Genomic DNA, 20,933 nt, shown 5'->3' with positions numbered 1-20,933 from the left:
GTGACCGACGCCCATCGCTACGCCATGCTGTTGAGCGCCCTGCCCTATCACGGGCCGCTCTTCAGCGCCAAACAGACGCCCCTGTCGCGCATCCGCTTGAATCAACGTCTGGCCCTGCTGGAACCGGAGGACTTCGCGTGTCTGCAAACCCTCGGCGAGCTACAGGATTGGGCGCGGCAGGATCTCGATCAGACCGACACGCAAGCCGTCGCGCGGGCCAACCGGCTCGTCCCGACCATCGCCCATCCCTTCGCGCGCGATCTGGTGATCTGGCGGCTGGAATTGCGCACCCTGGTCGCGGCGCTGCGCCGCCGCCGGCGCGGCGATGCCGCGCCGAGCGACAACCGCTGGGGTTACGGCCGCTGGGCGGCGCAGATCCGGCGCCATTGGCACGAAGCCGGATTTCGTCTCGAAGGCGCCTTTCCCTGGCTGCCCGAGGCCAATCGTCTGCTCGCCCTGGACGACACTGTCGGACTGGAGCGGCTGTTGCTCGGCACCGTCTGGAATCGCCTGGAACGGCTCAGCGACGGACATTATTTCGATTTCGAGGCGGTCGTGATCTATGTCATGCGCTGGGATCTGATCGCCCGCTGGACCCGTTATCGCGGCGAGGCGGCAGTCGAACGCTTTGACGAACTGATCGCCGCCGGAATGACCCCGACCGCGCTCGACACCATCACGGAACTGCGACCATGACATCCGAACCTGCAATGCCGACTCAGCCCGACAGCCCTGCCCGCATCGTCTCCATCCAAGAGAGCCTGGCGACCATCGAGGCCGGCTGGAAGGATGGCGCGCGCCTGCCGCTGAAAAAAAACGAGGTGGCATTCATCCTGCCCGAACGGACCGGACCGGATGGTCGGCACGAGGAGCTGAAATCCGAGATCCTGCGGGTGCGCGGCGATCTGGCCGATATCCAGGTGTTCGAGGATACCCGCGGGGTTTCGATCGGCGATCCGGTGCGCCAGAGCGGCGAGTTGCTGTCGGTCGTCCTGGGTCCGGGACTGCTCGGCGAGATCTACGACGGGCTGCAAAATCCGCTGGAAAAGCTCGCGATTCAACATGGCGTTTTTCTGCCGCGCGGTATCGACCTCGACGCGCTGAACATGCACCGCAAGTGGTCGTTCGTGCCCAGCGTGCAGCACGGCGCCAGACTGCGCGCGGGCGGGGTGCTCGGGACCGTGCAGGAGGGATCGTTCACGCACAAAATCATGGTGCCCTTCGACCAAATGGGCGAGGTCGAGGTGACCTGGATTCAGGAGGGCAGCGTCACCGTCGATACTCCGGTGGCGCGGATTCGCGATCGTCAGGGTCATGAAACCTCGCTTGACCTGACCCAGCGCTGGCCGGTGCGCCGGGTGCTAACCGAGCACATGCTGCGCACCCGCACCGCCGAGCGTCTCTATCCCGACCAACCGCTGACGACCACCATCCGTCTGATCGACACCTTCTTTCCGGTGGCGCGCGGCGGCACCGGCTGTATTCCTGGCCCCTTTGGTGCCGGCAAGACCGTGTTGCAGCATCTGCTGGCCAAGCATTCGGGAGTCGACATCGTCATCGTGGTCGCCTGCGGCGAGCGCGCTGGCGAGGTGGTGGAAACCATCACCGAGTTCCCGCAACTGCGCGACCCCAAGACCGGCGGCTCGCTGATGGATCGCACCATCATCATCTGCAACACCTCCTCCATGCCGGTCGCCTCGCGCGAGGCGTCGATCTATACCGGCATCACGCTCGGCGAGTATTACCGTCAGATGGGCTTTGAGGTGCTGCTGCTGGCCGACTCCACCTCGCGCTGGGCACAGGCGATGCGCGAGACCTCCGGGCGGCTGGAGGAGATCCCCGGCGAGGAGGCTTTTCCCGCCTATCTAGACTCGGCGATTCGCGGACTCTACGAACGCTCCGGCGTGATCCGTGGCGCCGATGGCGCGGTGGGCAGCCTGACCATGATCGGCAGCGTCTCCCCGGCCGGCGGCAACTTCGAGGAACCCGTCACCCAATCGACCCTGGGCACGGTCAAATGCTTCCTCGGACTCTCCTATGACCGCGCCTACAAACGTTTCTACCCCGCCATCGACCCGCTCATTTCCTGGTCGCGCTATCTGGAACAACTCGCCCCCTGGTATGCCCAAAACTTGGATCCGAGCTGGAACGAGCGGGTGCGCGCCATGCAGGATCTCCTGGCGCGCGGCGACGCCGTGCAGCAGATGATGCAGGTCACCGGCGAGGAAGGCATCACGACCGAGGACTATGTCGTTTTTCAACAAGCATTGCTGCTGGATATGGTGTATCTGCAACAGGACGCCTTCGACAAGGTCGACGCCTCGGTGCCGATGGAACGCCAGCAATTGACCTTCAACCTGCTGTACCGGCTGATCGGGCGCGACCATTCGCTTGCCGACAAGGCCGCCGCGCGTCAGTTTTTTACGCGGGTTACCAATCTGTTCAAGAATTTCAACTATGCCGAGCCGGATTCGCCGGATTACAAGCGGTTACTGGGCGAAATCGAGGCGGTTGCCGGATAATCCGTTTTTTATCGAAAACAAGACAGGATCGAGACGAACACATGGCAAATGACACCAATGTTACCTGGCACGAACACCAGGTATCGCGTTCCCGCCGCGAGGCGCTTTATGGACACAAGGGCTGCGTGATCTGGTTCACTGGCCTTAGCGGATCGGGCAAAAGCACGATCGCCAACACGCTCGACCATCGGCTGCATGAACGCCGTATCCATAGCGCCGTGCTCGATGGCGATAACGTCCGCCATGCGCTCAATGCCGGACCCGGCATGCTCAAGGAGAACCATGGCGAGGCGTTTGCGCAGCGCTTCGGGCTCGGTTTTTCCGCCATCGATCGGGAAGAAAACATCCGGCGCATCGGTGCCGTGGCGCAACTCTTCTCGGAGGCCGGCATCATTACCCTGACAGCCTTTATCAGCCCCTATCGACGGGATCGGGACATGGTTCGGCAAACCATGAAGGAAGGCGAATTCATTGAGGTCTTCGTCGATACCCCGATCGAGATCTGCGAAACGCGCGACCCCAAGGGACTCTATAAGAAAGCCCGCGCTGGCGAAATCAAGGGCTTTACCGGGATCGACGATCCCTACGAGGCGCCCGTTTCGCCGGAGTTGACCCTCTATGCCGGCGAGAAAAACCCGGAAACCCTCGCCGACGAGGTCATCGAGTATCTTCAAGTTCAGGGTATCGTTGCTCAGGCGAGGACAGACTGAACGGTTGAAAAACCAGTGAAACATTGGGCGCGGGCGTCTCGCCCGCCAGACGGGCCAGAGGCCCGTCCCCCGTCGCCAAGCATGTCGGCGATTGTTGAACGTGATTAACCCTGCTGCAACAACGCGCGCAGATCGGCGATCGCGGCATTGGCCCGCGAGATATAGGACGCCATCACCAGCGAGTGATTGCCCATCGGCCCGAAGCCGGTGCCATTGAGAATCATCGGGCTCCAGATCGGATTCTGGGTGTTCTGCAACTCGCGGGCGATCTGCTTCAGCGACACCAGCGCATTCTTGTCCTTCAGCACCGACTCGAAATCGATCTCCAACGCCTGAAGGGTGTGCAACAGCGCCCAGGTATAGCCGCGCGCCTCGAAAAAGATATCGTCGATCTGGAGCCAGGGCGTTTTGGTGCTCGCTAGATCCGGGGCCGGCTTCGACTGTCGGGCGCTGGGGTCGCCGGCCAGATCCGTATTCAAATGGGCCTGACCGACCGCATAGGAGAGTCGCTGGGCCAGACTGCCCAAACGCTTCTCGACCGTCTGGAGATAGACGGCCAGATTATCGGAACGCGCGAAAAACTGCCCGTCCAGCGCATTGTTGTCGGTGAGCCGGTTGAAGTAGCGATAGAGCGCATCGACACCCTTGCGATATTCGGACTCGGTCGACGGCAGGATCCAGGAGTCGGAGTTGTAATTGAACTGGGGCTGCGCGATCTGCAGATCTTTGTCCTCGGCCGATTGAGACTGGGCGCGACTAAAGTCATTGCGCAGCGAGTCCGAGAGGTCGCGCAGTTCGGTCAGAGCGCCGAATTCCCAGTTCGGGATATTGTCTAGATAGATTCCGGGCGGGGTCATGTCATTGGTGAGATAACCGCCTGGCTTATCCAGCAGGGTCTCGGCGATGCGGATGGCCGTCGCGGCCGTGGCGGTGCCTGTCACCAGCTTGGTTGTGTCGTTATCGACCAAGGACAACGCCTGTTCGCGCACGTCGAACCTGGCGGGCGAATGGGACCAGACAATCCCCAGGATCGCCACGACGACGAAGTAGGTGACCAGGAACAGACCGATGGTCCACCAGAACCCTTTCTCTTTCCAGACGCGGGGATCGTAGAGCGTCACGACTTGGGTGACCTTCTTGGTCAATGCGGGCTTTTTCCGGGATTCATGAACATCCATCGCTTTCTCCGTGTTGTTTGGCGAGGGTTGAAATCGCCCCCGATTTAAAATCGCGTCCAGTATAAACATGCTTGTGTCGAGTCATCTTCGTCCATCGGAAACCAATGGCGATCCGATGCGCAAACAACGCAAACCATGCTGGACGCGCTTTAAATCGGGGCGAATCGTTCGATTACTACAATCAGGCGAAATCGCGCCGCACGATCTCGCTCGCCCGGCGGCAGATCTCGCGTCCGTAGTCGGTCCACTCGCCCTGCCCCCAGTAGCGATAACAACTGGTTTGCGACGCCATCAGATGAAAGAGCGCGTTGCGGTAACTGGGATGATCGGTCGAGACGCCGGGGCGCAACACCTTTTCGTTAAAGAGCGAACTCGCCTCTTCCATCGGCCCGAGCAGATTGTCGTAGCCCTTGACCCAGGAGAGGTCATTGGTCCAACTACCGCCTTCCATGTGAAAACGCCCGTCTTCCTGCTTGAGTTCCGCGATCGCCTTGGCCAGTTTTTCGGGGCCATCGCCCGGCTGTATCCGCGCCCAGATGCGGTCATGGAAGATCGGCTGAATCTCGGGGAAATCGCTTTCCTTGATGCCCATGGCAAACAGATGTTCCAGATATTCGCTGGCGTTCATCATCGGATTCGCCGAGTGACTGGAGAGCGAAGCAACTTCCATGAACTTGCCGGGGAACTCGTTCATCATGACGCCGCCGTTCTCGCCGTCGGCAATCTGAGTCACCAGCGGCGGGATTGATTTCCCGGCCAGCTCGACCCGATTGAGCCCCTGCGCCTCGTACCAGGGCTGCATCTGGGCCACCAGCTTGGTGTCCGACCCCTGTGTCTTGATGATGGCGACGATGCTCGCCGTCTCGCCTTTTGAATTGGTGCAGACCAGACGGTGCGGAATGTGCGGACGCTCCGGATGACGGGCGTTGCTGACCTGCTGCACCGAATGTTCCTGAATCAGCACCCATTGAAATCCGCAGTCGACCAGGGTCTTGACGAATTCGTAGGCGACATCGGGGTGGTTCGGCAGCGCCATCTCGGAGGGCGAGAAGCCGCGCACCCGTTCCAGCGCCTCCCAGCCGAAGATGGCCGCGAAATGATGCTGGAAGGCTTTGACATGCAGCCGATAATCCTGCACCGGCGTGGACGGCGCCACCGCATGGCCCCAAGGCATGCCGAGCCATTCGGCGGCCCAGTTGTAATCCGGGTTGCAGGTGATGGTCTTGAGCGCGTCGATGACATGATCCTCGCCCATCTTGCGCAGACCGTGCAGCAGGGTGCCGGAATATTCCAGCATGCAGCGCGGCGACTTCCCTTCCCCGACCAGTTGCGGGATGAACTCGCCCATCCGCTTGTAACACCAGACGAAGGCCGGCGCGTTGTAGTTATCGCCGATGTGCTGGTTGTGCATCATGTGCTGGAGATTGCTGATCAGCGCGGCGGTGCGCAGATCGCCCCCGCCGGCCGGAATCAGCGGCTGATGCTGATGCAGCGCGATGGCGGTCGCGGAGCGGATGGACCCGAAGTCGATCCGACCGCTGTCGGCAAACAGGGTGCGCGCGCGTCCCCGCGCGACGACCTGCTCCAGCTCGGCTTCATGGCCGGAGACGTTCGGGACATCGCCGATGTATTCAGGCAGTTGGTTCACGGGAAACTCCTTAAGATGCAATAGATTGTGTTCAATGAGACAATTGATCCGAAGATGGCGTCGCGGGCGCGTCCAGGGTCTTCGAGGTGATCGCAATCCCGGCGTCTTCAGCGTCGACGGACGTTTCCGGCAAAACCGGCGATTCGCTGACCGGCGCGTCGGCAGCAGGCGGTTCCGCGCCGACCGGCGCGGTGTCTTCAGACGTTGACCCGACCGCGACGCCGATCCGCGCGAGCGCCGCCCGGCTAGCCGTCAGGTCGGCCTCGGCGCGCGGCACCCAGTCCTCGCCCCAGTAAAGGTTACAGCTTGTCTCGGCCCGCAGCAGGGATCCCAGCGCGTCGGCGATGGCCTCGGCATGCGGGCCTTCGGTGAGACCGCGCTCGCCGGCAAACCAGCGGGCATCATGGACCGAACGGCTGACCAGGGAAAAATCGGCCAAGGCCCGCCGCTGGCGCTCCGACCCCGTCCATTGGGTGAAATCGCGGCCATGGTGCCAACCGGTATTCCAGGCGCCGGTGCGCACCCGCACCTCGCCATGCGCGCCATGGGTGTCGAGATAGTCGCTGATAAAGGTGGGTACAACCCCCGACTCGCCGGCGGCGACGCGCTCCAGCAGCGGCCGATAAAAGACGCTCCAGAAATTGGCCCCTTCGGTCACGTTGCGGAACCAGCCGCCATTCTCGCCATCGGTGCAGGTTGTCACCAGCGGCGGGAAATCGCACCATTTGGTGCGCTCGGCGACCTCGGCGAGGAACCAGTCCAGATCCATGCCGGATTCCTGGGCGTCCGAGAGTTCGCGATCACGCACGATGACGGTGATTTCGTCGTCTCCGTAGCGGGCGATGTGCGGACGATAGCGGGCCTCCTGCCAACTCATCTCGGTCACTGGCTCGATATGCTCGCTGTCGACCAGGACATAGCGATACCCAAAGGCGCGCAGCAGCGGGATGAGTTCCATCGAGAACCCCATCTCGGGCGGCCAGAAGCCCTGGAAGCGTGGACGCCAGAGCAGATGATGGGCGATCCCGAGCCAGCGCCGCAGATGCTCCTGGCGGTCGGCCTCGGGGATCAGGGGCAGCACCGGATGGTAATAGCCAGTGCCGAGCACCTCGAACAGCGATTGATTCTGCAAGTGCCAGAGCAGCGACCCGCAGTCCACGATGCCATAGACCCGCTGTTGAAACGCCGGATCCGACAGGGTCTCCAGCAGGGTTCCGGACAGGGAAAGATGGACGCGGGCGTGGGCCTCCTGGCCCCAAAGACTGCGCGGAATGCGATCGAGGGCGAACAGGATCTCCTTGGCTTCCCAGGTCTGGTGCTCCAGAAGATCCTGGAGATTACCGGGGGGCTGATGGAGATTGAGCACGAGTGCGTGGTGAGCAATCATCGTTAACGAAACCCGGGCGGTGATGGATCGGTCAAGGATACCAAAGGCCAGCCTCAAGACACACCAGACGCCCCGCGGGAGCGCACCGGGACTTGAGCGCGTTCGCCAGCAACGCCATCCGGGCAAACCGCACGACTGCCCTGGATGTGCCCATGCCCCAAGTCATCGTTGGCCCGGACTCCCTGTCGCCGCCTGAAATTACGTGTATTCTATCCATGTCTAATGTAGATTACCGACGGTTCTGAAGAGATCGCATCACCAATGGGGTGCCAGCGACCATCCCCTTTCCGTAAAAACCAGAATCCAATAGGCGGGCAAAAAAAGATGGCTGATGACAAAATCGTAACCAAGAAAACGGCAGCCAAAAAAACGGCTCAGAAAAAAGCGGCGGACCCGAAGCCGGCTGTCGGTCGCGCGGAAGCGACAGTGGAAAAGCCTGCGGCCACTCAACCGAGCGCGCGGAAGACGACCGTGCCTGCCGCGACCGCCAAGAAGGCGCCCATCGCCAAAAAGGCTCCCGCCGAAAAAGCCGTCTCTAAAACCACGGCCACGAGAACGACGGAAGCCGCCAGGCCCAAGGCAAAACCAGCCGCCGACGACAGTTCGGTCAGCCTCAAGGGAATCGCGAATGTCTCGGCCGAGGCCCGTCAAAAAATGATCGCCGACGCGGCTTATTTCAAAGCAGAAAAACGCCATCGCGCGTCGACTCCCGAGGAACAGGCACAGGATTGGATCGAAGCGGAACACGAGATCGACGAAATCATCAATCGCGCAAAAACCATGACGAGCACGTAAACCGCGTCCGCGGCGGGAGACTTGTTTTGCCTGCCCCAGACTCCGCTGGCAGCCCTAAATCGCGAAGCGCCAGGAGGAATTCGTCACACCGCCGCGCGGTGTGGCGCGAGCGAGAAATCAATACGTTCCGCGCCGACTCCATCCCCGATGGACTCCAACGCAGCCGATACGACACGCCAACCGCGCATGCCGCACCGGCATCGGATCGCATTCCTACAGGCCCAACTCATCCAGCAGCGCCAGATCGACGAGCGATTGGGGATCCGCGAGCGACTCGTTCTGCCGGGCCTGCTCATCGACGATTCTGTCGGGATCCACTTCTTCCAGCTCGAAATCGTGCAGCTTGATGAACTCGGTCTTGTCCATCGCCAGTTCCATGTAAAAAACATTGCGACGCGCCGTGCTGAAGGCGACGCGACGCGACTGGGCGCGATCCAGATTGGTATCGATGCTGACCATGACCTCCTTGTTGATGGTGAGCATCTTCGGCTGATTCTGATTGATGCAGACCTGCAATTCATGACCGACATTGCCGGTGAAATCGCCCACGATCTGATTCATCAGCTCACCGAGCATGTTGCCGACCTCCTCGGACGTATGCTGGGTAGCCAGCTCGGACTCCGGCATGCCCATGGAGAGCATGTAGGCGCGGTAGAGTTCCATGGCGGACTGCGACGAGAAGTTGATGATGACCAAGCCGGAAAAACCGCCGTCGAACAGCACGAAACAGCCGATATCGGGCCTCAGGCAGGTGCGCGTGATCCGCTGCACCATCGGGGAATAGCTGATCTGGGTCTTGGTTGCCGCGGAGAGTACCTTTCGCACGGAATTGCACAACATCACCAGGATGTCATCGGTCGATATCGTTTTTGGCTTTTTCAACGGTCTTGCTCTCGATTTAGGTTGAGAAATCAGGAACGCGGCCAGACACCCGCGCGCCTCGGCGCCGCCCGCCCGCGCGAGTTCATCATCAATCCTTTCCACTCCACGTACTTTAGCACCACCGGTCTTTCACCTGGATTGGCGTCTACGCATCGAACGCTTCGATCCGTCCCTGCTGTCGCAGATAAAAATGGGCGAGCGGAAGATCCTCGGCCCGGGTGATTTTGAGATTGTCGGCGTGCCCCTCGATCAGGCGTGGGGCATGGCCCAGACGCTCGATGGCGGAGGCGTCGTCGGTGACCAGATCGTTCGCCTCCAGGGCGTCATGCAGTGCATGGCGCAAGAGTCCGAGCCGAAACATCTGGGGGGTATAGGCATGCCAGAGACTCGCCCGATCGACGGTGGACGTGATCCGCCCAGCGCCATTGTCGCGCTTCATGGTGTCGCGTACCGGAATCCCGAGCAGACCGCCCACGACATCCCCAAGCAGGGCGTCGATCAGGCGATCGAGATCGGCGGCCCGCAGACAGGGGCGCGCGGCATCGTGGACCAGCACCCAATCGCCCTCCGCCGCGCGACCATCAAGCGCCGCGAGCGCGTTGAGGACGGAATGGCAACGTTCCGCGCCACCCGCCGCGCGCATCACCTTGGGATGACCGGCATGGGCGGTGCTCTCCCAATAACCATCCGCCGGATCGAGCGCAACCACGACCCCACTGATCCGTTCGTCCTCAATGAACAGATCCAATGCATGATCGATTACCGCCCGACCGGCCAGGTCAAGGTACTGCTTGGGGATAGCGCTTCCCATGCGCCGTCCCACGCCGGCGGCGGGCAGGATCGCCCAGAGCGAAGGGGTTTCGTTCATGGCGCGGTCTCCGCGGTGGGCTTGGGTCGCTCGATGACCTGGATGAAGATCTCGCCGGCCTTGATCATGCCGAGTTCGCTGCGGGCACGCTCCTCCAGCGCCTCCTGGCCCTCGCCAAGATCCGCGACCTCCGCCTGAAGCACCTGATTGCGCGCCATCAGACGCGCGATCTCGGCCTCCTGGAAGGCAATTTCCTGCTTCAGCGAATGGAGTTCCGCCAGACTCCCCTGACCGACCCAGAGCCGGTACTGGAGCGCCCCCAGAAGGACGATGAGCACTGCGATCAACCAACGCATGTCGAGACCCGATTAGCCGTAAAAGCCCGGACCAGGCCCGGCCGACCCTTCGGTCAGGCGCGGTGCAGGCCCGGAACGCCGTCTCGTCAGAGCCACCTGAAGGCCGCGCGGCCCGCGTAGATCGCCTCGTCGCCCAACTGATCCTCGATGCGCATCAGTTGGTTGTACTTCGCGACCCGGTCGGAACGCGACAGCGAACCGGTCTTGATCTGACCGGTGCCCGCCGCGACCACCAGATCGGCGATGGTGGTGTCCTCGGTCTCGCCGGAGCGATGCGATACCACCGAGGTATAGCCGGCGTTGTGGGCCATGGCGATGGCTTCCATCGTCTCGGTGAGGGTGCCGATCTGGTTGACCTTGATGAGGATGGAGTTGGCGATATTCTTGTCGATGCCTTCCTGCAGGATCTTGGTATTGGTGACGAAGAGGTCGTCGCCGACGATCTGGACCTTGTCGCCAAGACGCTCGGTCAGACGCTTCCAGCCGTCCCAATCGCCCTCGGCGAGACCGTCCTCGATCGAGAGGATGGGATATTGCGACACCCAGCCAGCGAGCAGGTCGATCATGCCGTCAGCGTCGAGCGTGCGGCCCTCGCCCTGGAGATGATAGCGCCCGTCCTTGTAGAACTCGGACGCCGCCACGTCCATCCCGAGATAGATGTCGGAACCGACCTTGAAACCGGCCTTGCCAATGGCTTCCAGGATCGCCTCGATGGCGGCCTCGTTGGAGGACAGATCGGGGGCAAAACCGCCCTCGTCGCCGACCGCCGTGCCCAGACCGCGGCCATGCAGAACCGCCTTCAGGGCATGAAAGACCTCCGCGCCATAACGCACCGCCTCGCGGATGCTCGGAGCGCCGACCGGCAGGATCATGAACTCCTGGAAGTCCACGCTGTTATCGGCGTGGCTGCCGCCATTGATGATGTTCATCATCGGGACCGGCAGACGGTAGGGACCGGCGGACAGCGATCTGAACAGTGGCAGCGCCTTTTCCTGCGCCGCCGCGTGGGCCGTTGCCAACGAGACGCCGAGCAGCGCATTGGCGCCGAGCCGGCGCTTGTTGTCGGTCCCGTCGAGATCGATCATCGTCTGATCGACCGCCTTCTGATCGGCCGCATCCATGCCGAGCACGGCCTCGCGCAATTCGCCTTCGATATTGGCGACCGCGATCAGGACACCCTTGCCGAGATAGCGGGACTTGTCGCCATCGCGCAGTTCCAGCGCCTCGCGCGAGCCGGTGGACGCGCCGGACGGGACGATCGCGCGACCGATGGCGCCATCGGCGGTGATGACATCGGCCTCGACGGTCGGATTGCCGCGAGAATCCAGCACCTCACGGGCGCGGACATCGACGATTTCGGACATAACTCGTTACTCCTGAAAATGAACGTTTCGTTTCTTGATCACTCAACGGAGGGGTGCACTCTCGTTCACACCCACCTACGCAGAGTCGTTAGCCACGTGCTAAAAATCTTCGCGAAATACAACAGTGCCTTGAGGTATTGTTTTGTCAAACGGCAAGACAAGAACAATTTCTTGTAGAACACCATCATTCTATTGAATTATTTATTTTTTGCGCTAACCGGCTGTCTGAGAAACACAGCGACGGAGACAGTCCAAGTTAAGCGCCTTGTTCGGTACTTTTCTTTCTCAAAGCCATTGCCTTTCGGCTAATGTCTTCCAAACTCAAATTTTCATCCATGTCTTGCCGCCAATTAGCGTAATCTAACGGCTCTCTTTGGATAAGCGCAATGAACTTTTCTACCTCAACATTACCGAGATGCTGCGCAAGCAAATGAAAGCCTTTGGATTTAATTTCTAAATCAGTAATCATTCCAAGGATCGGCAACACATGAAGGCGGCTACCCAATTTTGAATCTGTCAAAATATGCTGGATCAACATCAAAGACTGACCGCTTCTTTACTCCGAGTTCAACACGTTCAAACATTTCCACAAGCTTCACGCTATCAACTAATTCGACCTGCGGCGCTCCTTCGCGATTGGCCTCTTGAATCGCAGCATTGGTAAACGACGACGTGGTGATAATGATGCCCTTTTCAGCACGACCGATCATGGCATTTCGGAAATCCCCAACTTGTGCACGCGACACCAGATTCCCTTTGGCGTAGCGCTTACACTGGAAAAGGACTTTGAAGCTAACGAAAGGATTTATTTCAAGTGTCCCGCGGCCATCAATCCCACCATCGGCTGAGCCACCGGTGATCTCAACATTTGCAAATCCAGATTCCCGAAGAAGTTCCCGGCATACTTTCTCAAAACCAACCGGACTCAATGACCGTAGCGTACTAATAAGATCAAGAATCTCTTCGGAAACCAGTTCTTCGGGAAAAGATTCCTCCTGTAGGGCATCGTTTGTTTCTTCAGCCCGCTTCTGCTTTCTGCTTTCTGCATGAATTGCCACCCACTTCCGAAATATCTCGTGTGCTGTCTCTTCAGAGATGGAAGCATTTCGGCCTTTTTCTGTGAGTGTCCAAGTTCCATGCTTCGATGAATCGAGAAGACCATCCCAAACAAGGTACTGCCGCGCCCATGCGACTTGGTTATGGAATCGGCTAGTTCCAGACTTCAACGTATCGTCAAGAATCCTATCTGGAAGATTCAAATTTTTGGCAATGCGATCATAGACTTCCCGAGGACGACCAGAATCACCAAGATCGCGAAGAGCATCAAGCAGTGGTCCGAACCATTTAGTGAACTCAGCCTTTGACTTACGCGCCATCGTTTCCCTTTTTAACTGTTAACAGCCTGGTAGGGCACGCATCGCATACCTTACTCCTAAAGCCCGTATTTGTTGGATAGGATGCGGGCGAGCTTGCGAACCGCATCTTTCGCTTCAATACACGCCAAACGACGCCAGTCTATGCCGCGAGTTCGATATACTCGACTTTACTGGTTGGCTCCGGAATGACGATTCCATCCTCACGCATCCCTTCAATGTGAAAAGCAATGGCCTCTCGAATTTCGGCCTCGACTTCCTCAATGGTACCCCCTGTGGCGATACAACCTGGAAGGTCAGGGACGTAAGCCGAATAATTACTTTCCGCTCTTTCGATCACGACCGCGTACCGCATCATCGTCTTCACCTCGTCAATCCAGCCTGCTTGAGGATGCTGTTCTCTGTGCCAGGGGCAAGGTCATCGCTCGGCTTTCCGGGCACCGTCACCCGACCTGACTTGGATGGGCGCTTGAACTGGCGGTGACTACCGCGCTGGGCGACCAGAACCCAGCCATCTTGGGCAAGCCGCCGCAGAATCTCGGAAACCTTCAAGTCGTTTACTCCGCCCGACCCGGTAAACGATGCGGTTCGTACCTCGCCGCATGCTACGTCAATTTGCTTGCCGACGAGTCAATCAGTCAAGCGACCTTACCCTCATTGGGTCACTACCATTAAGTTAAGCCGTTCTAAGCCGTTCGTGGTGAGCTTGTCGAACATGAACGGCTTTACGCTCAAAGGTTTAGGATTTTCCGTTCGCCCTGAGCTTGTCGAAGGGCGAACGGAAAATCCTTAACTTAATGGCAGTGATCCTCTTGGGTGGAATGAGCATACTGCGCCCTGCGACTGCGCCCAGGACAGGCTTTGCCCATCCTACGATTTACGCTTCAGCAAAGCCGGCCGCCTTCACCACCCGATCAATCTCAATCAGCGTCGTCAGCAACTCCCGCATCCGTCCCAGCGGCCAGGCATTCGGCCCGTCGCTCAGCGCCTCGTCGGGGCGCGGATGGGTCTCCATGAACAGCCCGGCGACTCCGGCGGCGACGGCGGCGCGCGCCAGCACGGGGACGAACTCGCGCTGTCCGCCCGAACGGTCACCCTGCCCTCCCGGCAATTGCACCGAATGGGTGGCGTCGAAGACCACCGGACAGCCGGTCTCGCGCATCACGGCCAGCGCGCGCATGTCCGAGACCAGGTTGTTGTAGCCGAAGGAGACCCCGCGCTCGCAGACCATGACCTGCTGATTGCCCGTCGAACGCGCCTTGTCGACCACATGCCGCATGTCCCAGGGCGCGAGAAACTGGCCTTTTTTGATGTTCACCGGCTTGCCCTGACTGGCGACGGCGCGGATGAAGTTGGTCTGACGACAGAGAAAGGCCGGGGTCTGGAGCACGTCGACGACGGCGGCGACCTCGTTGAGCGGCGTGTCCTCGTGGACATCGGTCAGCACCGGGACGCCGATGCGCGCGCGCACCGACTCCAGAATCCGCAGCCCCTCCTCCAGACCCGGCCCGCGAAAGCTGCCAACCGACGAACGGTTGGCCTTGTCGAACGAGGATTTGTAGATGAAGGGGATGCCGAGCGCGTCGGTCATCTCCTTGAGCGCGCCTGCCGTTTCTTCCGCCAGAGTCTCGCTCTCGATCACGCAGGGTCCGGCGATCAGAAACAGCGGTCGGTCGATCCCGGCCTCGAAATGGGTCAGGCGCATCATGCGGCCGAATCCCCGACCCGTTCCTGCTGGTCAAGCGCCGCGCGGATGAAGCCGCAAAACAGCGGATGGCCATCGCGCGGGGTCGAGGTGAACTCGGGGTGGAACTGACAGGCGATGAACCAGGGGTGATCCGGAATCTCGATGATCTCGACCAGTTTGTTATCCAGCGACCAGCCGGAGAAGCGCATCCCGGCATCCTTCATGGCGTTGAGATAGCGGTTGTTGAATTCATAACGATGACGGTGGCGCTCGCGTGCCTGGGGCGTGCCATAGACGGAACGCGCCAGGCTGCCGGGTTCGAGACGGCAATTCTGACCGCCGAGGCGCATGGAGCCGCCCAGATCCTGACCTTCGGCGCGCGTCTCGATCTTGCCTTTTTCGTCGCGCCATTCGGTGATCATGGCGATCACCGGATGCGGGGTCTGACGGTCGAACTCGGTGCTGTGCGCGCCTTCCAGTCCGGCGAGATGACGGGCGTATTCGATCACGGCGATCTGCATCCCGAGACAGATACCGAGATAGGGGATGCGCTGTTCGCGTGCATATTGGGCAGCCGCGATCTTCCCTTCGATGCCGCGCTCGCCGAACCCGCCAGGAACCAGGATCGCATCCAGTCCGGCGAGAGAGGCGGTGCCCCGCTGTTCGATCTCCTCGGCGTCCAGGTAGAGAATCTCGACCTTGGTGCTGGTATGCACGCCAGCATGGGCGAGCGCCTCGGACAGCGACTTGTAAGCCTCGGTGAGGTGCATGTACTTGCCGACCATGCCGACGCGGACCTTGTGCCTCGGATGGTCGAAACCGTCCAACACCCGATCCCACTCGCTGAGATCGGCCTCGGGCACGTCGAGCTGAAACTGGCGCACCGCCAGTTCGTCGAGCTTCTGGGCGTGCAGCAGGCGCGGGATGCGATAGATGTTGTCGGCATCCACGGCGGAGATGACGGCGTTCTCGGGAACGTTGGTGAAGAGCGCGATCTTGCGCCGCTCGTCGTTCGGCAGATCCTGTTCGGCGCGACACAGCAGAATGTCTGGCTGGATACCGATCGAGCGCAGCTCCTTGACCGAGTGCTGGGTCGGCTTGGTCTTGATCTCGCCGGCAGTGCGGATGTAGGGCACCAGGGTCAGGTGCATGAAGAGCGCGTTCTCGCGTCCCTCCTCCACCCGCATCTGCCGGATCGCCTCCAGAAAGGGCAGCGATTCGATGTCGCCCACGGTACCGCCGATCTCGACCATGGCGATGTCGGCGCCCTCGGCGCCGAGCCGGATGCTTTGCTTGATCTCGTCGGTGATGTGGGGAATCACCTGCACGGTGCGCCCCAAATAATCGCCGCGACGCTCCTGACGGATAACGCTTTCGTAGATCTGGCCGGTGGTGAAGTTGTTGTTGCGACCCATGCGGGTGCGCAGGAAGCGCTCGTAGTGGCCCAGATCCAGATCGGTCTCGGCACCGTCGTCGGTCACGTAGACCTCGCCGTGCTGAAACGGGCTCATGGTGCCCGGATCGACGTTGATGTAGGGATCGAGCTTGATCATCGTCACGCGCAGTCCGCGGGCTTCGAGCAATGCGCCGAGCGATGCCGAGGCAATGCCTTTACCCAGCGACGAGACGACACCGCCGGTGATAAAAATAAACTTAGTCATAAGAAGCGGGAGCAGAAGAAGGAGGGTCGAGGGCGGTGGCCCGATAACCTCGACAAACTACCAAAATCGCGGCGTTTGCTCAATCGAATCGCCGCCGCCCGCGCAGTCAGCAGGGCAGGGTAATACGTACACGAACTTCTACCCTTGTAATTTGTCATCGATGCGGTTACAAATCACGCATTCTTGATCCAGATCAAATGGCAGACCAAAATCGAGCTGCCGATGGCGAGGGGGCGCTGCCATGAGTCAATTCAAAGTCATTTCATTGGAATCCATTCGAGTCGCGTGCAAGAACTGTACGCTGACCTCGCTGTGTTTGCCCATGGGCCTGTCTCCGGAAGACGTGGAGCGTCTCGACGAAATCGTCAAACGCGCCCGACCCTTGCATCGCGGCGATTATCTGTTTCGCGAGGGCGACCGGTTCCGGGCGCTCTATGTCGTCAAGACCGGATCTGTCAAGACCTTCGCGCCGAGTTCCGAGGGCGGCGAGCAAGTCCTGGGTTTCCACCTGCCGGGCGAGATCATCGGCCTGGACGCCATCGACAAGGATGTACACGCCTGTTCCGCCAAGGTGCTCGAAACCTCCGCGATCTGCGAAATCCCCTTCACCAGACTCGAAGACCTGACCGCGATCACCCCCAGCCTTCAGCACCAGATGTACCGGCTGCTCAGCAAGGAGATCGGTCAGGATACCGACATGCTGCTTCTGCTTGGCAAGAAGAACGCGGAGGAGCGTCTGGCCGCGTTTCTGTTGAGCCTGTCCCAGCGCCTGCACAAGCGCGGTCTCTCGCCATCCGATTTCTATCTCAGCATGTCGCGCCACGAGATCGGCAACTATCTGGGACTCGCGGTCGAAACCGTCAGCCGCCTGTTCACGCGCTTCCAGGAAGACGGTCTGATGTGCGTGGACCGCAAGCATATCCAGTTGCTCGACCTGCCCGCCCTGGAATCCCTGGTGGGCGGCTCCGGACAGGGCCGGCGCCAGCAGCAACAGCAGACCTAATCCGCCTTCAACCACAGACAGCCGTCCGCGCTTGCGGACTGGATGGCCTCCAACCGCGCCGCATGCGCGGCACAACTGGTCTCATCCGCACGTACCACACACAGACGCGCACGCCCAGGATCGATCCGCCCGCGATGCCGAGTGCGCGGATCACGCCCCCCCGCGTCGGATGCATCTCCACCCAGGTGGAACGCGACCTGTCCGCCGGTCATCGCGAGATAGACATCCGCCAGGATCTCGGCGTCGAGCAGCGCGCCATGCAGATCCCGGTGCGAGTTGTCGACTGAATAGCGCTTACAGAGCGCGTCCAGTCCATTGCGTTGTCCCGGATGCAGCCGCCGCGCCATCGCGAGCGTATCGGTCACCTCGCACCGGTCTTGAATACTGGGCGTCCCGTCCCGCCAGCGCCGCAATTCGTGATCCAGGAACCCGACATCGAACGGGGCGTTGTGGATGATCAACTCCGCGCCCTCGACATAGCGCAGAAAATCCTCCGCGACCTCGGCAAAGCGCGGCTTGTCGGCGAGAAAGGCGTTGGTGATGCCGTGGACATTCGCCGCTCCGGCGTCGATCTCGCGATCCGGCTGGAGATATTGGTGGAAAGAATTGCGTGTGAGCCGGCGATCGATCAACTCGACGCAGCCAATTTCGATAATCCGGTGCCCTTCCCTGGGGTCCAGCCCCGTGGTCTCGGTATCAAGGACGACCTGACGCATTCCGTCCTCCCGAACCGGGAACGCCCTGATTGGCCAGTCGGTCGGCACGCTCGTTCTCGGGGTGTCCCGTATGACCCCTGACCCACCGCCAGAGGACTTCGTGACCGCCGAGCGCGGCATCGAGCCGTTCCCAGAGATCGCGGTTCTTGACCGGTTGGCGGTTGGCGGTGCGCCAGCCGTTGCGCTTCCAATTGGACATCCACTCGCCGACCCCGCGCTTGACGTACTGCGAGTCGGTGGTGATCTCGATCCGGGTTGGCCCTTGTAACGACTCCAGCGCGACGATGACCGCCATCAGTTCCATGCGGTTATTGGTCGTTTCGCGCTCGCCGCCGCACAGCTCCTTTTCGGCCGCGCCCCAACGCAACAGCACGCCCCAGCCGCCCGGCCCGGGGTTCCCCTTACAGGCGCCGTCGGTAAAGGCTTGCACACTTTCAGACATGACTTCTACCCCGTGTCGTCGGTCGCACGGCATTGCCCGGCAAAAGGGCGTGCCGCCGGTTCCAGGATGGTTTCAGAGGAGTGAGGGTGGCGACCCGCTTGACCGCCCGGATGACGTAGCCGCCACTCAGCACAGGCCAGAAGCGCCGCCCCAACGACTCGATCGGCGCGCAACGCGCACCCTGCGCGCTCCGCAAGGGCGGGCAGAACAGGATGCGTTCGCAAAACTCGATGGCAAACCCGGCGTCGGCAAGCCACGCCTCGACTTGCGACGGCATTCTGAAACGACCGCACCAGGGCATCCGCCCAGTGACGCTCAAGAGCAATCCCCAGAGACCCCAGGCACTGAACGCATTGAAGCCCACGATGATCACGCGCCCATCGGGGATCAGCACCCGCTCGACCTCGCGCAGAACGGCCTGTGGATCGTCCGCGAAGTCCAGCGTATGCGGCAGAAGGATGGCGTCGATGCTGTCGCTCGCCAGCGGAAGCTGGCTCTCCAGACCGACGATCTCCAGCCCGCTCTGCCCGGACGGCTGCTCGGGAGGGAGCATAACCCGGTGGCGGATACGGCTTGAGTCCAGCGCCTCGCGAAAAATTTCGGTTGGACCAAGCTGCACCAGATAGTACCCAAAGGTCTGATTGAGCAGACGCCGTACACACTCGCTCTCGGCACCCGCCACTTTCCGTCCCAGCGGCGAGCGATACCAGTCTTGAAGCCGATTGAATGGAGATGTCCGGCGTTTGGAAACAGTCATGCGGATGCCTCTCTTTGAGGTGCACATGGTACTCATGATCGCGAACGCTGTCGTGCGGCCGAATGAGGAATATATCCGTACTCAAGCCTGGAATTCTGTGCGCTCTTTGCGTATCATGTGCCGTGAAAAAAATAATATTTCGCTTAAACAAGAAGTTAAAAATTCAAATGGGGTTCCAATGCCTGATGCCAGACTTTTGGGACGCGCCGCTTGTGCGCTCGTCGCCCTTGCCTTGCCGCTGCTGAACGGTTGCGCCAGGCAATCCGATGTCACCGCCTTCAACGAAGTCGATGGCGCCTATTCGGGCATGGTCTCCGCCCGCGAATATGGCTTCGTCAGACCCGCCGAGGATGTCCGCGTCACGGGAAACTCCAGGTCAAGGGCGGCAAACCGTCTCCCGACGGGAGATGTCTGGAGCCGGGTGCGCTCCGGCATGCAACTGAATCTGCACGCCGACTCCCGCATCGACTCCACGCTCGAACGTTTCCGCCGCGACCCCCGCTATCTGGAAAAAATGTCGCAACAGGCGACCCCCTATCTGCCGACCATCGTCGCCGAGATCGAGCGACGCGGGTTCCCCATGGAGTTGGCGCTGCTGCCCCATGTCGAAAGCCGCTATAACCCGGCCGCGACCTCCCCCAAGGCCGCTGGCGGCATGTGGCAGTTCATGCCTTACACCGCCCGCGAGATGGGGCTGCGCATGGATAACGGATACGACGAACGTCGCGATGTCGTCGCCTCGACGCGCGCCGCCATGGACTATCTGGATCAGCTCAGCCGGCGCTTCGATGGCGATTGGGAGTTGGCCATGGCCGCCTATAATTGCGGTCCCGGACGGGTCGAGGCTGCCCTGGAGGCCAACCGCCGCGACGGCAAACCGACCGATTTCTGGTCCTTGAATCTGCCGAACGAGACCAGGCAATACGTCCCGCAGATTCTCGCCACGGCTCGACTGGTCGCCGATTCGCGCAAATACGGACAGCGACTGCCCGCGATCGCCGATCGACCCCGCACCGAGATGCTGCTGACCGACAAACCCATGAATCTGGTCAAGGTCGCGACCGCCGCCGGCGTGGACTTCGCCGAGATCCAGCGCCTGAATCCCGAGATCAAATCGAAATGGGCGGGGAACAAAGACGTCGCCCAACTCATGGTCCCCGGCGGAACGGGCGCCAAACTCAGTCCCGCCGCGGCAAAATCGGTCAGGGTGATGTCGATGACGGTCGGGGCCGACGCCTCGCGAGCCGCTGTCCGTCTCCATCAAAGGCAGCCCGCCGTCGCGAACGTCAATCTCGTGGACGACAAGATCCACCAGGTCAAAAACGGCGAGACCCTGGCGGCGATCGCGCTGCGACATGGGATCGAACGAGACAATCTTGCCGAATGGAATGGCCTGTCGCCGCGCGAACCGCTGCTACCGGGGCAGACACTGCGCATCCCCAAACAGGAAGCCCAGAAGGAAACCCCGAACCTCATCACCTACTGGGTGCGCAAGGGCGACTCCATCGAGACCATCGCCCGCCGCTATGGCGTGACCGTCACGGAGATCCAACGCTGGAACAAGATCACCGACAATCGTCTGAAACAGGGCGAAAAATTGCGCATCTATCGGAGCTGAACGAGGATCGCATCCTAACCAACTCA

General features: G+C 60.8%; 22 protein-coding genes. 6 read left to right on the top strand and 16 right to left on the bottom strand.

Features of this window, described 5'->3' with window-relative positions; genetic code table 11:
* From THIVI_RS19260 to cysC, 3 genes are read left to right on the top strand one after another with little or no spacing between them, the layout of a single operon-like run.
* A complete protein-coding gene (locus THIVI_RS19260; protein ID WP_014780207.1) occupies nucleotides 1-696 on the top strand; it encodes a DUF2764 family protein in 696 nt (231 codons plus the stop codon).
* Complete coding sequence (locus THIVI_RS19255; protein WP_014780206.1) at nucleotides 693-2,522, top strand: V-type ATP synthase subunit A; 1,830 nt, start codon at nucleotides 693-695, stop codon at nucleotides 2,520-2,522. Before THIVI_RS19260 ends, THIVI_RS19255 begins: the two co-directional genes overlap by 4 nt.
* 41 nt (nucleotides 2,523-2,563) lie before the next feature.
* Nucleotides 2,564-3,232 (top strand): adenylyl-sulfate kinase, encoded by a 669-nt coding sequence (gene cysC / locus THIVI_RS19250; RefSeq protein ID WP_014780205.1) that lies wholly within the window; start codon nucleotides 2,564-2,566, stop codon nucleotides 3,230-3,232.
* 104 nt (nucleotides 3,233-3,336) lie between these two features.
* Here cysC and THIVI_RS19245 read toward each other — a convergent pair whose 3' ends face one another.
* From THIVI_RS19245 to THIVI_RS19235, 3 genes are all read right to left on the bottom strand, one after another.
* Nucleotides 3,337-4,410: a DUF2333 family protein gene (locus THIVI_RS19245; RefSeq protein ID WP_014780204.1), complete on the bottom strand. Its 1,074-nt coding sequence runs from the start codon at nucleotides 4,408-4,410 to the stop codon at nucleotides 3,337-3,339.
* 181 nt (nucleotides 4,411-4,591) lie between these two features.
* On the bottom strand, nucleotides 4,592-6,058 hold the full coding sequence (locus THIVI_RS19240) for a hypothetical protein (protein WP_014780203.1): 1,467 nt from the start codon (nucleotides 6,056-6,058) through the stop codon (nucleotides 4,592-4,594).
* Nucleotides 6,059-6,089: 31 nt separating this feature from the next.
* A complete protein-coding gene (locus THIVI_RS19235) occupies nucleotides 6,090-7,445 on the bottom strand; it encodes a polysaccharide deacetylase family protein (protein WP_014780202.1) in 1,356 nt (451 codons plus the stop codon).
* A 324-nt stretch (nucleotides 7,446-7,769) separates the two neighbouring features.
* Here THIVI_RS19235 and THIVI_RS23045 point away from each other — a divergent pair, with 324 nt between their 5' ends.
* A complete protein-coding gene (locus THIVI_RS23045; protein ID WP_014780201.1) occupies nucleotides 7,770-8,240 on the top strand; it encodes a DUF2934 domain-containing protein in 471 nt (156 codons plus the stop codon).
* A gap of 213 nt (nucleotides 8,241-8,453) precedes the next feature.
* Here the strand turns inward: THIVI_RS23045 and THIVI_RS19225 are convergent, their stop codons facing one another.
* From THIVI_RS19225 to THIVI_RS19185, 10 genes are all read right to left on the bottom strand, one after another.
* Nucleotides 8,454-9,122, bottom strand: a complete 669-nt coding sequence (locus THIVI_RS19225) for a DUF3334 family protein (protein ID WP_014780200.1) — start codon at nucleotides 9,120-9,122, stop codon at nucleotides 8,454-8,456.
* Nucleotides 9,123-9,267: 145 nt separating this feature from the next.
* Nucleotides 9,268-9,990, bottom strand: a complete 723-nt coding sequence (gene ispD, locus THIVI_RS19220; protein ID WP_014780199.1) for a 2-C-methyl-D-erythritol 4-phosphate cytidylyltransferase — start codon at nucleotides 9,988-9,990, stop codon at nucleotides 9,268-9,270.
* Complete coding sequence (ftsB, locus tag THIVI_RS19215) at nucleotides 9,987-10,286, bottom strand: cell division protein FtsB (protein ID WP_014780198.1); 300 nt, start codon at nucleotides 10,284-10,286, stop codon at nucleotides 9,987-9,989. Before ftsB ends, ispD begins: the two co-directional genes overlap by 4 nt.
* An 86-nt stretch (nucleotides 10,287-10,372) precedes the next feature.
* Nucleotides 10,373-11,650, bottom strand: a complete 1,278-nt coding sequence (eno, locus tag THIVI_RS19210; RefSeq protein WP_014780197.1) for a phosphopyruvate hydratase — start codon at nucleotides 11,648-11,650, stop codon at nucleotides 10,373-10,375.
* A 256-nt stretch (nucleotides 11,651-11,906) separates the two neighbouring features.
* Nucleotides 11,907-12,119, bottom strand: coding sequence for a hypothetical protein (locus THIVI_RS19205; RefSeq protein ID WP_014780196.1), 213 nt, complete (start codon nucleotides 12,117-12,119; stop codon nucleotides 11,907-11,909).
* 28 nt (nucleotides 12,120-12,147) lie between these two features.
* Entirely contained in the window at nucleotides 12,148-13,026 is an 879-nt protein-coding gene (locus THIVI_RS19200) for a restriction endonuclease (protein WP_014780195.1), read from the bottom strand.
* 139 nt (nucleotides 13,027-13,165) lie between these two features.
* Entirely contained in the window at nucleotides 13,166-13,381 is a 216-nt protein-coding gene (locus THIVI_RS19195; RefSeq protein WP_014780194.1) for a type II toxin-antitoxin system HicB family antitoxin, read from the bottom strand.
* Between the two features lie 5 nt (nucleotides 13,382-13,386).
* Nucleotides 13,387-13,575: a type II toxin-antitoxin system HicA family toxin gene (locus tag THIVI_RS24050; protein WP_014780193.1), complete on the bottom strand. Its 189-nt coding sequence runs from the start codon at nucleotides 13,573-13,575 to the stop codon at nucleotides 13,387-13,389.
* Nucleotides 13,576-13,900: 325 nt separating this feature from the next.
* A complete protein-coding gene (kdsA, locus tag THIVI_RS19190; protein WP_014780192.1) occupies nucleotides 13,901-14,731 on the bottom strand; it encodes a 3-deoxy-8-phosphooctulonate synthase in 831 nt (276 codons plus the stop codon).
* Nucleotides 14,728-16,371 carry a CTP synthase gene (locus THIVI_RS19185; protein WP_014780191.1) on the bottom strand — a complete coding sequence of 548 codons (1,644 nt, stop codon included), beginning with the start codon at nucleotides 16,369-16,371 and terminating at the stop codon, nucleotides 14,728-14,730. Before THIVI_RS19185 ends, kdsA begins: the two co-directional genes overlap by 4 nt.
* Before the next feature lie 241 nt (nucleotides 16,372-16,612).
* Between THIVI_RS19185 and fnr the strand changes: the two genes are divergently transcribed.
* The gene (fnr, locus tag THIVI_RS19180; protein ID WP_014780190.1) at nucleotides 16,613-17,374 is read left to right on the top strand and encodes a fumarate/nitrate reduction transcriptional regulator Fnr; all 762 of its coding nucleotides are present in this window, start codon (nucleotides 16,613-16,615) and stop codon (nucleotides 17,372-17,374) included.
* Here fnr and dnaQ read toward each other — a convergent pair.
* From dnaQ to THIVI_RS19165, 3 genes are read right to left on the bottom strand one after another with little or no spacing between them, the layout of a single operon-like run.
* Complete coding sequence (gene dnaQ, locus THIVI_RS19175; RefSeq protein WP_014780189.1) at nucleotides 17,371-18,090, bottom strand: DNA polymerase III subunit epsilon; 720 nt, start codon at nucleotides 18,088-18,090, stop codon at nucleotides 17,371-17,373. The two genes, fnr and dnaQ, sit on opposite strands and share 4 nt — an antisense overlap.
* A complete protein-coding gene (rnhA, locus tag THIVI_RS19170; RefSeq protein ID WP_014780188.1) occupies nucleotides 18,071-18,532 on the bottom strand; it encodes a ribonuclease HI in 462 nt (153 codons plus the stop codon). The genes dnaQ and rnhA overlap by 20 nt, the downstream gene beginning before the upstream one ends.
* Entirely contained in the window at nucleotides 18,525-19,289 is a 765-nt protein-coding gene (locus THIVI_RS19165) for a class I SAM-dependent methyltransferase (RefSeq protein ID WP_014780187.1), read from the bottom strand. Before THIVI_RS19165 ends, rnhA begins: the two co-directional genes overlap by 8 nt.
* A gap of 178 nt (nucleotides 19,290-19,467) precedes the next feature.
* Here THIVI_RS19165 and THIVI_RS19160 point away from each other — a divergent pair, with 178 nt between their 5' ends.
* Nucleotides 19,468-20,907: a LysM peptidoglycan-binding domain-containing protein gene (locus tag THIVI_RS19160; RefSeq protein ID WP_041447102.1), complete on the top strand. Its 1,440-nt coding sequence runs from the start codon at nucleotides 19,468-19,470 to the stop codon at nucleotides 20,905-20,907.
* Nucleotides 20,908-20,933 lie beyond the last annotated feature (26 nt).

The sequence above is a fragment of the Thiocystis violascens DSM 198 genome, assembly GCF_000227745.2.
GTDB lineage: Bacteria > Pseudomonadota > Gammaproteobacteria > Chromatiales > Chromatiaceae > Chromatium > Chromatium violascens.
The sequence above is the reverse complement of the archived record's forward strand: the minus strand, read 5'-3'. Positions and strand labels throughout refer to the sequence as shown.

Coding starts and splice junctions, on each gene's coding strand:
- kdsA (WP_014780192.1), bottom strand. CDS start 14,731: ATGATGCGCCTGACCCATTTCGAGGCCGGGATCGACCGACCGCTGTTT.
- cysC (WP_014780205.1), top strand. CDS start 2,564: ATGGCAAATGACACCAATGTTACCTGGCACGAACACCAGGTATCGCGT.
- THIVI_RS19200 (WP_014780195.1), bottom strand. CDS start 13,026: ATGGCGCGTAAGTCAAAGGCTGAGTTCACTAAATGGTTCGGACCACTG.
- ftsB (WP_014780198.1), bottom strand. CDS start 10,286: ATGCGTTGGTTGATCGCAGTGCTCATCGTCCTTCTGGGGGCGCTCCAG.
- THIVI_RS19205 (WP_014780196.1), bottom strand. CDS start 12,119: ATGATTACTGATTTAGAAATTAAATCCAAAGGCTTTCATTTGCTTGCG.
- THIVI_RS19235 (WP_014780202.1), bottom strand. CDS start 7,445: ATGATTGCTCACCACGCACTCGTGCTCAATCTCCATCAGCCCCCCGGT.
- fnr (WP_014780190.1), top strand. CDS start 16,613: ATGAGTCAATTCAAAGTCATTTCATTGGAATCCATTCGAGTCGCGTGC.
- THIVI_RS19245 (WP_014780204.1), bottom strand. CDS start 4,410: ATGGATGTTCATGAATCCCGGAAAAAGCCCGCATTGACCAAGAAGGTC.
- THIVI_RS19185 (WP_014780191.1), bottom strand. CDS start 16,371: ATGACTAAGTTTATTTTTATCACCGGCGGTGTCGTCTCGTCGCTGGGT.
- THIVI_RS19165 (WP_014780187.1), bottom strand. CDS start 19,289: ATGACTGTTTCCAAACGCCGGACATCTCCATTCAATCGGCTTCAAGAC.
- THIVI_RS19195 (WP_014780194.1), bottom strand. CDS start 13,381: ATGATGCGGTACGCGGTCGTGATCGAAAGAGCGGAAAGTAATTATTCG.
- dnaQ (WP_014780189.1), bottom strand. CDS start 18,090: ATGCGTCAGGTCGTCCTTGATACCGAGACCACGGGGCTGGACCCCAGG.
- THIVI_RS19255 (WP_014780206.1), top strand. CDS start 693: ATGACATCCGAACCTGCAATGCCGACTCAGCCCGACAGCCCTGCCCGC.
- THIVI_RS23045 (WP_014780201.1), top strand. CDS start 7,770: ATGGCTGATGACAAAATCGTAACCAAGAAAACGGCAGCCAAAAAAACG.
- ispD (WP_014780199.1), bottom strand. CDS start 9,990: ATGAACGAAACCCCTTCGCTCTGGGCGATCCTGCCCGCCGCCGGCGTG.
- THIVI_RS19160 (WP_041447102.1), top strand. CDS start 19,468: ATGCCTGATGCCAGACTTTTGGGACGCGCCGCTTGTGCGCTCGTCGCC.
- rnhA (WP_014780188.1), bottom strand. CDS start 18,532: ATGTCTGAAAGTGTGCAAGCCTTTACCGACGGCGCCTGTAAGGGGAAC.
- eno (WP_014780197.1), bottom strand. CDS start 11,650: ATGTCCGAAATCGTCGATGTCCGCGCCCGTGAGGTGCTGGATTCTCGC.